Raw genomic sequence first — 12180 nt, forward strand, 5'->3', positions numbered from 1 at the left:
TGCCGACTCCCTTGGAGAATCCCGTGAAGCGCAGGACACTCGACATTCTGTTCAGTATCGGCGGGCTGGGCCTTGCGGTCCTGCTGCTGGTTATCGGGATCGTCCTGACCTCGAACGCCAACTTCGCCAACAACTACGTGCGCGACCAGCTCGGCGCGCAGAACATCACCTTCACGCCGGCCGACCAGCTCAGCGACGACGAGAAGAAGGTCGACTGCCTGGTCGAGAACGCCGGAAAGGAGCTCACCACCGGCAAGCAGGCCGAGTGCTACGCCAACGAGTACATCGGACTGCACCTGAAGAACATGGCCGGCGGTAAGACCTACGCCGACCTGGGCGAGCCGCAGAGCCAACTGCGCGAGCAGGTTGCCCAGGCCCAGCAGGCCAACGACCCGGCCCTCGCCGACCTGCAGAAGCAACTCGCCGACGTCAGCGCCCAGCGGGACACGGTGTTCAAGGGGGAGACGCTGCGCGGTCTGCTGCTCACCTCGTACGGCTTCAGCGAGATGGGCGCCAAGGCCGGACAGGCCGCCACGGTCATGTACCTCGGCGTAGCGCTGCTCCTGCTGCTCTCGCTGGCCGGCCTGTTCCACGCCTTCCGGACGCCGCCCAGCGAGGCGTTCGCCGCCCCCGAGGCGAAGAAGGTCGACACCGCCGCCTGACCGGCGTCGGCATCCCCCGGCGGCGCCCCGATCTCCACGGAGGTCGGGGCGCCGCCCCCGTCGACTGCGGGGCTGGTCGGCGGCGGGGCCGGTCAGAAGACCGGGACGCCCTCGCGGACCAGTCGCCAGTTCGGCTGGAAGAAGTCGGCCGGGTCGATCACGCCCCGGGCCTGCGCCCAGTCGATGAGCAACTGGCGGATCTCCTGCTGCGCGTTGTAGACCTGGGTCTTCACGATGCCGGGGAAGTTGCCGCCGCCGCTGCGCCGGTAGTTGTTCACCGCCACCACGAACTGCGCGTCGTCGGCCACCGGCGTGTCGGTGCCGGGCAGGACCAGCCGGGTGATCCGCTGGCCGGCCGGGCGGGAGATGTCGATGTCGTAGTCGATGCCGGAGAAGGCGTCGTAGTTGTAGTCCGGCACCGCCGGGTCGCTGATGGTGGCCGGGTCGACCGGCGTGCCCGGGGCGTGCGTGCGGAAGTAACCCGCCGAGTGCTCCAGGTAGGCGCGTACCTCGGCGCCGCTGAGCACGACCGCCTCCAGGGTGTTGTCGTAGACGTACAGCCCCGCCACGTCGCGGATCTTCACGTCGCCGGCCGGGAAGACCGCGGTCCGGCTGAACGGCGCGGCGATCGACAGCACGGGCAGGCCCGCGTACGCGGTGCCGGCGAGCGCCTCGGTCACCGTCTCGGTCTGCACGTGGTTGATGAAGTCCAGGATCGGGGTGTCCTGGTAGCGGGACTCGGCGGCGGAGAGCTCCACCGTGGAGCGGGCCACCACCTGGTTGACGTACGCGACGGTCTTCTGGTGCTGCCTGCGGACGGCCGCGACGACCTTCGGGTCCTCGACCACCGTGTTGGTGTTCAGCAGGGTGGCGGACTTCTTGGTGATCTTCCACCGGCCGCGCTCGCGGGCGAGCGTGAAGTCCATCCGGGTCAGCCGCTGACCCCACCGCGACGGCTCGGAGAGCAGCACCTGCTCCCCGGTGCGGAGGTTGGTCACGGACCGCTCGGGCACCTCCGCGTGGGCGTGCCCGAACAGGATCGCGTCGACGCCGGGGACCTGCTCGGCGAGCATCGCGACCGGGTTCTCCACCGGCAGCTCCGGGCCGTAGCTGGAGGTGCCGCTGTCGCCGCCGTGCGCCGAGATCAGGATGATGTCCGCGCCCCGGGCGCGCATGACCGGCACGTACCTGGCGGCGGTGGCGATCATGTCGTCGAACCGCAGCCGGCCCTCGACGTGTGCCCGGTCCCAGATCGCGGTGCCCGGGTTGGTCAGGCCGAGGATGCCGACCCGCAGGGTCGGCGCGGCGAAGCCGGGCGAGACCTTCTTGATGACGTACGGCTGGAAGGCCGGCTTGCCGGTGTGCGCGTTGACCGCGTTGGCGGCGAGGGCCGGGAAGCCGAGCTGGCGGATCCACTTGTCCAGCAGCGGCAGGCCGTAGTTGAACTCGTGGTTGCCCAGGGTCACCGCGTCGTAGTCGATGACGTTCATCGCCCGGGCCATCGGATGCTTCTCTCCGGTGGCGGTGATCGGCTCCTGCTTGGCGTAGTACGTGGCCAGCGGGGTGCCCTGGATCGTGTCGCCGGCGTCGAGCACCAGCGTCGCCCGGCCGCGCCGCTCGGCGCGGATCTGGTTGATCAGCGTGGCCAGCTTCGCCACGCCGACGTCGTTGCCCCGGCTGTCGTCGTACTCGGCGTCGCGGTAGTAATCCCAGTTGTAGACGTTGCCGTGGGTGTCCGACGTGCCGAGCAGGGTGAGGTCCCAGGTCCGCGTCCTGCCGGTGGCCGCCGCGGGCGCGGCGCTGACCAGCGGTGCGGTGGCCGCCGCCGCCGCGGCGACGAGCACCTGGCGGCGGGACGGGCCGATGGGGGTGGGGGTCATCTGCTGCCTTTCCAGAGCGGTTGTCGGCGCCTCATGAGCACCGCCGGCACCATAACCACCGAAGGTTACGACCCCCACCCGCAACCCCGGTGAAAGGAAGGGCCCCCTCTTAACGTCTGGCGTAGAGGAGGGGGCCCTTGTTAACACGCCTGGCGCTCCTGTCGGCGCGGTCGTCGCGCTGCCAGGCGAGCCGGCGGCCGGTGGTGGGTCCGCTGTTGGTCAGCGGGGCCAACTGGCCAGTCGACGGCGGACCCCAGCGATGTCGCCGGGGCCGAGGCCGTAGCGGGCGAAGCGGCGGTCCGGGATCCGGTCCAGGTAGCGGCCGGCCGCCCGGATGTCCTCGTCGTCGAGGGCGGGGTCGATCTGCCGGGCGAGCTCGACCAGCTCGGTCACGTCGCGGTGTTTCAGGGCGGCCGCCACGTCGATGTAGTCGCGGGCCTCGCGCCGGTTGACCAGGGCGGCGGTCTTGTTGGCGATGAGGTCCTGCACGTCCATCACCGGGCCGAGGTCCATCATCACCACCGGGCTACGGTGCCGGTCGAGCCGGGCCAGACTGAGCCGGATCTGCCGGCCGTCCCGGCCGACGACGAAGTCCCGCATGTCCCGGTCGAAACCGTCGAACAGGTCGGCGAGTTCGCTCTCCGGATCGGCGTCGGCCACCTCGAATCCGGCTGCCTCCAAGGCTGCCCGGACCCCGGCCGCCGCCGCGGCAGCGGCGCCCTCCACGTCGGCGAATAGGTCGACGTCTTCGGTCGGACGGGTGACAAGCCCGTGTGCGGCCCACGCCACCCCGCCGCCGAGCACGAAGCGGTGTGGCCCCGCGACGGTCAACGCCACCCGGGCCACCTCGCGGTAGAACTCGTGGGGATGCGCGCCGGTCACGCCGCCGCCTCGCTACGCTCGCGCGCCGGCGCGAGGCGCCACGTGGGCCCGGATGCTCCGCTCGCTCACGTCGGGCGGAGACCGCGATGCCGGGTCTCCCACGCCAGCCGTACGCTGCGGGGCAGGTTGAGCAGTCGCCACACCCGGCGCAGTGTCCGGCCGTTGACGAGTCGGCGCAGGTCATCGATGCTGCTGGTTTCCCGCAGGATGTTCTCGTACATCCAGAGCAGTTGGTCGGGATCGCCCAGGTCGAAGGCGCGGTCCGGGCACCACATCAGTCGTACCGGCAGTTCGACCACGCCTCGGGTGGGGCCGCGCAGCTCGGCCAGGGTCCGGGCCACCACGGCGGGACGGCCCGGCCTGGCCAGGTACGCCACGCCGGCCGCAGTGGGGGAGACGGCCTGCATGCTGTCAGGGTAACCCCAGCCGGGCTGAAACCGTCCCACCGGCCGCCCGGCCACGTCGGTTGCCCAGTCTCGCGAAGCCTGTCGGGTTATCGCCCCGGACAGCCCGAACACGCGGAAAGGCACTCTGCCCGCCCGAGGAGCGCGGGTGGTGGGTTCCGCTGGGAATGATCCGCGCCGGCGGGTCGTTGTATATGGTCCCGGCACTGCGAAGGGCGACTGCCCGCGCGCTGCCGGCCCGGCTCCGGGAATGTTGGTGGCCGGTTGGTCGTTGGACTTGGTTCCCCCGATGGGCGCCACCCGTGGTGGGTGTGTCGAGCCCTCGGATCGCGGGACTGATCCGCTCTTTCTTCCCCTGATCTTTCCGCGCCCGTGTGGCGTGTGTCCCCGCCTGCCGTTCCCCCTTCGTGTGGGCGTGCGTGGATGTCTACCCCCGGATGGAGTTTTGATCATGAACTCGATGCTGCGTAAGAGTGTTCTCGGTATCGCTGGTCTCGCCGTCGCCGGTGGCCTCGCCGCGGGCCCGCTGAACCACGACACCACCACCGGCACCACCACCCCCGCCGCTGTCCAGGCCGACAAGCCCGACACCGGCGCCCTCACCCCGCACGGCGTGCAGGGCGCGCAGTCACGCATCGACCTCAACGCCGAGCAGACCAGCAACGCCAAGGCCATCATCGCCGCCACGAAGAAGACCGGCATGGACGAACGGGCCGCAGTCGTCTCCATCGCCACCGCGTTGCAGGAATCCAAGCTGGAAAACCTGGGCCACCTCGGCGACCGCAACGACCACGACTCACAGGGCCTGTTCCAACAGCGCCCCTCCTCCGGCTGGGGCACAGTCGAACAGATCACCGACCCCGAATACGCCACCACCGCCTTCCTCAACGGCCTGAAGCAAATCGACGGATGGCAGAACCTGCCCCTGACCGTGGCCGCGCAGAAGGTGCAGGTCTCGGCCTACCCGGACCACTACGCCCAGTGGGAACAGCAGGCCGCCGACCTCGTCACCCAGCACTGGAACAGCTGACACACGCATAACCGACTGGCCGGCACCCCGGGTTGGGGTGCCGGCCAGCCGCGCACCCGCCTCCCGACCACCAAGAGGCGCCAGCCAACAACGCACCCACACCCGGCGCCGCCCAACCACACACCCCCCCCGTTGTTAATAGGGGGCCCCTGCTCTACACCAGGCGTTAAGAAGGGACCCCTCCTTACACCTGGGGCGGCTTGGCTGGCTTAAGGTCGGTAGGGGAGGTGGTGGGGGTGGGGCTGCGGGACGTGCTTCTGGGCTGGCCGGTGTACCGGCAGCTCACCGGCACCGACCCGCTGGGTCGGGGCGCGGCGGCGCAGTCCGCCCGTACGGCCGGGCTCACCGCCCGTACCCAGGATGCCGACCGGGTGGCCCGCTCGGTCTGCCCGTACTGCGCGGTCGGCTGCGGGCAGCGGGTCTTCGTCACCGACAACCGGGTCACCCAGATCGAGGGCGACCCGGACAGCCCGATCTCCCGGGGCCGGCTCTGCCCGAAGGGCTCGGCCAGCAAGAGCCTGGTCACCAGCCCGCTGCGGCAGACCACGGTGCGTTACCGCCGGCCGTACGCCACCGAGTGGGAGGACCTCGACCTCGACACCGCGCTGGACATGATCGCCGACCGGATCCTCGCGGCACGGGCGGCGACCTGGGAGGACGTGGACGCCGAGGGGCGGCCGTTGAACCGCACCCTGGGCATCTCCAGCCTGGGCGGGGCGACGCTGGACAACGAGGAGAACTACCTCATCAAGAAGCTGTTCACCGCGATGGGGGCGCTCCAGATCGAGAACCAGGCGCGCATTTGACACTCCGCCACCGTCCCCGGTCTGGGGGCCAGCTTCGGTCGCGGTGGCGCGACGGTCTTCCAGCAGGACGTGGCCAACGCTGACGTCATCGTCATCCAGGGCTCGAACATGGCCGAGGCCCACCCGGTGGGCTTCCAGTGGGTGATGGAGGCGAAGCGGCGCGGGGCGAAGGTGTTCCACGTCGATCCCCGGTTCACCCGGACCAGTGCGGTGGCCGACGCGTACCTGCCGATCCGGGCGGGCACCGACATCGCGCTGCTCGGCGGGGTGGTCAACTACATCCTGGCGAACGAGTTGGACTTCCGGGAGTACGTGCTGGCGTACACCAACGCCGCGACGATCGTCAGTGACGACTTCGTCGACGCCGAGGACGCCGACGGTCTCTTCTCCGGCTTCGACCCGGAGACCGGCAGCTACGTGCAGGACAGCTGGCAGTACGCCGGCAGCGAGGAGAACTCCGGCAGCGGTCACTTGGCGGCGGAGCGGGACACCGCCGCCGGCCTGCACCACGAGTCGCACGGCGCCCCGATCTCCCGCAAGGTGCGGCGGGACGAGACGCTGCAACATCCGCGCTGCGTCTACCAGATTCTGAAACGGCACTTCGCCCGCTACACCCCGGAGATGGTGGAGCGGGTCTGTGGCCTGCCGCGGGAGAAGTTCCTGGAGTTGGCGCGCGCCTGGACGGAGAACTCCGGCCGGGAACGCACCGGCTGCCTGATCTACTCGGTGGGCTGGACCCAGCACACCGTCGGGGTGCAGTACATCCGGACCGGGGCGATCATCCAGTTGTTGCTGGGCAACGTGGGCCGGCCGGGCGGCGGCGTGCTGGCGCTGCGCGGGCACGCCAGCATCCAGGGCTCGACCGACATCCCGACCCTGTTCAACCTGCTGCCCGGTTACCTGCCGATGCCGCACCACGCCCGGCACCCCACCTTCGACGCCTGGGTGGCGGCCATCCGTCACCCGGACCAGAAGGGCTTCTGGGGCAACGCCCGCGCCTACGCGGCCAGCCTGCTCAAGGCCTACTGGGGGGAGGCGGCGACCCCGGAGAACGACTTCTGCTACGGCTACCTGCCCCGGTTGACCGGCGACCATGGCACCTACCGGCAGGTGCTCGACATGATCGACGGCAAGATCAAGGGCTACTTCCTGCTCGGCCAGAATCCGGCGGTCGGTTCGGCGCACGGGCGGGCGCAGCGGCTGGGCATGGCCAACCTGGAGTGGCTGGTGGTCCGGGACCTGTTCATGATCGAGAGCGCCACGTTCTGGCAGCGTGGCCCCGAGGTGGCCACCGGCGAGATCGTGCCGGAGCAGTGCCGTACCGAGGTGTTCTTCCTGCCCGCCGCCTCCCACGTGGAGAAGGAGGGCACGTTCACCCAGACCCAGCGGCTGTTGCAGTGGCGGGAGAAGGCCGTGGACCCGCCCGGCGACGCCCGTTCCGAGCTGTGGTTCTTCTACCACCTCGGCCGCCGGCTGCGGGAGAAGCTGGCCGGCTCGACGCTGCCGCGCGACCGGGCGCTGCTGGACCTGACCTGGGACTACCCCACGCACGGTCCGGACGCCGAGCCCGACGCCGAGGCGGTGCTGCGGGAGATCAACGGGTACGACACGGCCACCGGCCGCCCGCTGTCCGCGTTCACCGAGGCCCGCGACGACGGTACGACGGCCGTGGGCTGCTGGATCTACGCCGGCGTGTACGCCGACGGGGTCAACCAGGCGGCCCGCCGCCGCCCGGGACGCGAGCAGGACTGGGTGGCCGCCGAGTGGGGGTGGGCGTGGCCGGCGAACCGCCGCACGCTGTACAACCGCGCCTCCGCCGATCCGCAGGGCCGGCCGTGGAGCGAACGCAAACGCTACGTGTGGTGGGACGCGGAGGCGGGTCGGTGGACCGGTCGCGACGTGCCGGACTTCGAGTTGACGAAGCCGCCGTCGTACCGCCCGCCGGAGGGCGCGACGGGTCCGGCGGCGCTGGCCGGCGACGACCCGTTCGTCATGCAGGCCGACGGCAAGGGCTGGCTGTACGCGCCGAGCGGTGTGCTGGACGGCCCGCTGCCCACCCACTACGAGCCGGCCGAGTCGCCGATGCGTAACCCGCTCTACGGCCAGCAGGCCAACCCGACCCGCAAGATGTATCCGCATCCGGTCAACCCGACGAACCCGAGCCCGCCGCAGGAGCACAGTCAGGTCTTCCCGTACGTGTTCACGGTCAGCCGGCTCACCGAGCACCACACCGCCGGTGGGATGAGCCGCACCGTCTCGCCGCTGGCCGAGTTGCAACCCGAGATGTTCGTGGAGGTTTCCCCGGAGTTGGCCGCGCTGGCCGGCCTGACCCACCTGGGCTGGGCGCATCTGGTCAGCGCCCGAGCGGTGATCGAGGCGAAGGTGCTGGTCACCGACCGGCTCACCCCGCTGCGGGTGGACGGCCGGGTGATCCACCAGTTGTGGCTGCCGTACCACTTCGGCTTCGAGGGGTTGGTCACCGGCGACTCGGCCAACGACCTGTTCGGCATCACCCTCGATCCGAACGTGCTGATCCAGGAGAGCAAGATCGGTACCTGTGACGTGCGTGCGGGCCGCCGGCCCACCGGTGCGGCGCTGCGTGACCTGGTGGAGGATTACCGCATCCGGGCCGCGATCGTGCCCGGCGCGGTACCGCCGGCGGTCACCCCCGGGGTGCGGATCGAGCCGGGCCGCGACGAGCCGGGCGGCAGCGGCAGCGAACCGGGCGGCGACGGTTACCGGCCGGGCGGCGACGGGAAGGGGAACCGGTGACGGGCGATCCGGGAGGCCGGCCGGAGCCGCACGCGGCGGCGTCCGCCGCCGCGCCGCGATCCGACGACCCGGCGACCGAGGCCGGCTGGGTCGACGCGCCGCCGAGGATGGGCTTCTTCACCGACACCAGCGTCTGCATTGGCTGCAAGGCGTGCGAGGTGGCCTGCAAGGAGTGGAACGGGGTGCCGGCCGCCGGGCTGGACCTGCTCGGCATGTCCTACGACAACACCGGCGCGCTGACCGCGAACTCGTGGCGACACGTGGCCTTCGTCGAGCAGCCCCGTCCCGCCGGCCACGGCAGCGCACCCCCCGCCGGCACCCCGACCGAGGCCGCGCGGACGACGGAGTTCCTCGGCATGCCCGGCGCCGGGCCGCCCGGGCGTACCGGCGGCGCCGACGGGCGCAGCGACTTCCGCTGGCTGATGATGTCCGACGTGTGCAAGCACTGCACCCGGGCCGGTTGCCTTGACGTCTGCCCGACCGGGGCGCTGTTCCGCACCGAGTTCGGCACCGTCGTGGTGCAGGAGGACATCTGCAACGGCTGCGGCTACTGCGTGTCGGCCTGCCCGTACGGGGTCATCGACCGGCGGGCCGGCGACGGCCGGGCCTGGAAGTGCACGATGTGCTACGACCGGATCGGCGCGGGCCTGACCCCGGCCTGCGCGCAGGCCTGCCCGACCGAGTCCATCCAGTACGGGCCGCTCGACGAGCTGCGGGAGCGGGCCGCCGCCCGGGTCGTCACCCTGCATCGGCAGGGGGTGCCCGAGGCCCGGCTGTACGGCCACGACCCGGACGACGGTGTCGGCGGCGACGGCGCGTTCTTCCTGCTGCTCGACGAGCCCGAGGTGTACGGCCTGCCACCGGATCCGCAGGTCACCACCCACGATCTGCCGAGGATGTGGAAACGTGCGGGGGTGGCGGCGGTGGCGATGACGGCGGCGGTGGTGGCCGCGTTCCTCGGGGGTCGGCGGTGACGGAGCGTCCGCCGGTCGGTGACCGGTTCCGCCGCTTCCGTGACCGCCTCTGGCCGGCCGATCCGGCGCCGCAGCCGGGCGCCGGCGGCGCGACCGGACCCGGAGCCGGTGACGCGCTGTCGGCGCGGGACGGTGACACGGCCACGCCGGGCGTCGGCGCGACGGCCGGGCGGTCGACGAAGGGTGGCCGCGACGGCGACGGCCCGCCCTCGCCCGGGGCGGCCGAACGGCCCGGCGGCCGGGGGGTCGGGGCCGCCGAGGGGGTCGGGGCGGCGGGGGTGGCGGGGGTGGCGAGGAGCTGGCTGTGCCGCGGGCGGAGTTCACCTCCTACTACGGCCGGCCGGTCCTCAAGCCGCCGGTCTGGACCTGGGAGATCGCCGCGTACCTGTTCACCGGCGGGCTGGCCGCCGGCTCGTCGCTGCTCGCGGCGGGCGGGCAGGTCACCGGCCGACCCGCGCTACGCCGGGCGGGGCGGGTCGCCGCGGTGGGCGCGATCACCGCGAGCGCGGTCCTGCTGGTGAAGGACCTGGGGCGGCCGGAGCGGTTCCACCACATGCTGCGGGTGGCGAAGCCGACCTCACCGATGTCGGTGGGCACCTGGATCATCACCGCGTACGGTCCGGCCGCCGGGATCGCCGCCATCGCCGAGACGGCGTCGTGGCTGCCCGAGCGGGGCCCGCTCGGGCTGGTCCGCCGGGTGTTGCCGCCGGTGGGGCGGGTCGCCGGGCTGGCCGCCGCGGTGACCGCGCCGGCGCTGGGCACGTACACGGCGGTGCTGTTGGCCGACACGGCGGTGCCGTCCTGGCATGAGGCGTACCCGCACCTGCCGTTCGTCTTCGGCGGCAGCGCCCTGGCCAGCGGGGCCGCGGTGGGGCTGCTCGCCGTGCCGCCGGGGCAGGCCGGTCCGGCCCGGCGGATGGCGGTGGCCGGCGCTGCTTTGGAACTGTTCGGCGCGCATCAGGTGGAGCACCGCCTGGGCCTGGTCGGTGAGCCCTACCGGACCGGTCGGGCCGGTCGGCTGCTGCGCGCCGGGCGGGCGTTGACCGTCGCCGGGGTGGCCGGCGCGCTGCTCGGTGGGCGAAGCCGGGCCGTGTCGGCGCTCTCCGGCGTCGCGTTGCTGGCCGCGTCGCTGGCCACCCGGTTCGGGATTTTCCGGGCCGGTGTCGCCTCGGCCCGGGATCCGAAGTACACGGTGCTGCCGCAGCGGGAACGCCTCGCCCGGCGGCGTGCCGCCGAGGACGCCGACCCGCAGCGGTAGCCGGCTCGGACCGGCAGCCGGCGCTGCCCACCGGTGGGTGCGAGCCGCCTCGGCGCACACGCACCTGCGGGCTGTGATCCAATGCGTGGTGGAGGCGTTCAGGCGGCTGGTGCCCCTCCCGGTCTTCAAAACCGGTGTGGTCCGGGACCCGGGCCAGGCGGGTTCGATTCCCGTCCGTCTCCGCCAGGCTGCGAGGAGATGACCGATGGGCGACGGTCGCGCCGATCCGCGGCGCCGGGTGCCGCGCACCGACGCGCTGCTGGCCGAGCCGCGGCTCGCCGCGGCCGCCGCCCGGATCGGCCGGGACCGCGTCAAGGCCGCCGTCCGGCAGGCCCAGGAGCGGGCCCGCCGGGGTGAGATCAGCCCCGATGCGGTGTCCGACGCGGCGCTGGCCGGGTTGCCGCCGGCCGCCCCGCGGGCCGTGCTGAACGCGACCGGGGTGCTGCTGCACACCAACCTCGGCCGGGCCGCCCTCTCCGAGACCGCGGTGGCGGCCGTGGTCGCCGCCGCCGGGCACACCGACGTGGAACTGGATCTGGGCACCGGGCGGCGGGCCCGGCGGGGACGCGACGCCCTGGACGCCCTCGCCGCCGCCGTGCCGGCCGCCGAGGCGGTGCACGTGGTGAACAACGGCGCCGCCGCCCTGGTGCTCGCGGCCACCGCGCTGGCCGCCGACGCGGAGATCGTGGTCAGCCGGGGCGAGCTGGTGGAGATCGGCGACGGTTTCCGCCTACCCGATCTGCTGGCCAGCACCGGCGCCCGGCTGCGGGAGGTCGGCACCACCAACCGCAGCACCCTCGCCGACTACGCCGCCGCCATCGGGCCCCGCACCGGTTTCGTGCTGAAGGTGCACCCGTCCAACTTCCGGGTCACCGGCTTCACCTCGGCCGTGCCGGTGCGCCGGCTGGCCGGCCTCGGCGTGCCGGTGGTCGCCGACATCGGCTCCGGGCTGCTCGCCCCCGACCCGCTGCTGCCCGACGAGCCGGACGCCGCCGGCACCCTGCGCGCCGGGGCGGCGCTGGTCACCGCCAGCGGCGACAAGCTGCTCGGCGGCCCGCAGGCCGGACTGCTGCTCGGCACCGCCGAGCTGGTGGCGCGGCTGCGCCGGCACCCGCTGGCCCGGGCGTTGCGGGTGGACAAGCTGACCCTGGCCGCCCTCGCCGCCACCCTCGGCGACCCGGCCACCCCCACCCGGGCGGCCCTGCACGTCGACGCGGCGGCGCTGCGCGTCCGGACCGAACGGCTGCGCGACGCCCTGGCCGCCGACGGCCGCAAGGTCGAGGTGGTGCCGTCGGTGGCGGTGGTCGGCGGCGGCGGGGCCCCCGGCGTGGAGCTGGATTCGTGGGCGTTGAGCCTGCCCGAGCGGTACGCCGAACCGCTGCGCACCGGCGACCCACCGGTGCTCGGCCGGGTGGCGCGGGGCCGCCTGCTGCTGGACCTGCGGTGCGTGCCGGCACACGCCGACACCGGTGTGCGGGCCGCCGTGCTGGCCGTGCCGGGAGACGACTGACC

At 72.8% G+C, this 12180-nt stretch carries 9 protein-coding genes and 1 tRNA gene; 7 read left to right on the forward strand and 3 right to left on the reverse strand.

Annotated elements, in window-relative coordinates:
* Positions 1-23: 23 nt before the first annotated feature.
* Complete coding sequence (locus ACQPYA_RS15685) at positions 24-662, forward strand: hypothetical protein (RefSeq protein ID WP_433533340.1); 639 nt, start codon at positions 24-26, stop codon at positions 660-662.
* Positions 663-754: 92 nt separating this feature from the next.
* On the opposite strand, the gene ACQPYA_RS15690 is transcribed toward ACQPYA_RS15685, so the two are convergent.
* The 3 genes from ACQPYA_RS15690 to ACQPYA_RS15700 form a co-directional block, all read right to left on the reverse strand.
* Complete coding sequence (locus ACQPYA_RS15690; protein WP_433527832.1) at positions 755-2542, reverse strand: bifunctional metallophosphatase/5'-nucleotidase; 1788 nt, start codon at positions 2540-2542, stop codon at positions 755-757.
* 219 nt (positions 2543-2761) lie between these two features.
* Positions 2762-3424 carry a nucleotidyl transferase AbiEii/AbiGii toxin family protein gene (locus ACQPYA_RS15695; protein WP_433527833.1) on the reverse strand — a complete coding sequence of 221 codons (663 nt, stop codon included), beginning with the start codon at positions 3422-3424 and terminating at the stop codon, positions 2762-2764.
* Between the two features lie 65 nt (positions 3425-3489).
* Positions 3490-3831 carry a hypothetical protein gene (locus ACQPYA_RS15700; RefSeq protein ID WP_433527834.1) on the reverse strand — a complete coding sequence of 114 codons (342 nt, stop codon included), beginning with the start codon at positions 3829-3831 and terminating at the stop codon, positions 3490-3492.
* Between the two features lie 448 nt (positions 3832-4279).
* Between ACQPYA_RS15700 and ACQPYA_RS15705 the strand changes: the two genes are divergently transcribed.
* The 6 genes from ACQPYA_RS15705 to selA all read left to right on the forward strand — a co-directional run bounded on the left by ACQPYA_RS15705 (position 4280) and on the right by selA (position 12178).
* Positions 4280-4858, forward strand: coding sequence for a hypothetical protein (locus ACQPYA_RS15705; protein ID WP_433527835.1), 579 nt, complete (start codon positions 4280-4282; stop codon positions 4856-4858).
* A gap of 236 nt (positions 4859-5094) precedes the next feature.
* Positions 5095-8436, forward strand: coding sequence for a formate dehydrogenase (fdh, locus tag ACQPYA_RS15710; RefSeq protein WP_433527836.1), 3342 nt, complete (start codon positions 5095-5097; stop codon positions 8434-8436).
* Entirely contained in the window at positions 8433-9410 is a 978-nt protein-coding gene (locus tag ACQPYA_RS15715; RefSeq protein ID WP_433527837.1) for a 4Fe-4S dicluster domain-containing protein, read from the forward strand. Before fdh ends, ACQPYA_RS15715 begins: the two co-directional genes overlap by 4 nt.
* Before the next feature lie 304 nt (positions 9411-9714).
* Entirely contained in the window at positions 9715-10668 is a 954-nt protein-coding gene (nrfD, locus tag ACQPYA_RS15720) for an NrfD/PsrC family molybdoenzyme membrane anchor subunit (RefSeq protein WP_433527838.1), read from the forward strand.
* A gap of 90 nt (positions 10669-10758) precedes the next feature.
* Positions 10759-10854: transfer RNA gene (locus tag ACQPYA_RS15725), tRNA-Sec, on the forward strand.
* A gap of 19 nt (positions 10855-10873) precedes the next feature.
* On the forward strand, positions 10874-12178 hold the full coding sequence (selA, locus tag ACQPYA_RS15730) for an L-seryl-tRNA(Sec) selenium transferase (RefSeq protein WP_433527839.1): 1305 nt from the start codon (positions 10874-10876) through the stop codon (positions 12176-12178).
* Positions 12179-12180 lie beyond the last annotated feature (2 nt).

It is taken from the genome of Micromonospora sp. CA-263727, from assembly GCF_050942455.1.
Classification (GTDB): domain Bacteria; phylum Actinomycetota; class Actinomycetes; order Mycobacteriales; family Micromonosporaceae; genus Micromonospora.

Bases quoted from the DNA above. Each gene is read 5' to 3' on its own strand.
- ACQPYA_RS15690 (WP_433527832.1), bottom strand. From the start codon at position 2,542: ATGACCCCCACCCCCATCGGCCCGTCCCGCCGCCAGGTGCTCGTCGCC.
- ACQPYA_RS15700 (WP_433527834.1), bottom strand. From the start codon at position 3,831: ATGCAGGCCGTCTCCCCCACTGCGGCCGGCGTGGCGTACCTGGCCAGG.
- ACQPYA_RS15705 (WP_433527835.1), top strand. From the start codon at position 4,280: ATGAACTCGATGCTGCGTAAGAGTGTTCTCGGTATCGCTGGTCTCGCC.
- selA (WP_433527839.1), top strand. From the start codon at position 10,874: ATGGGCGACGGTCGCGCCGATCCGCGGCGCCGGGTGCCGCGCACCGAC.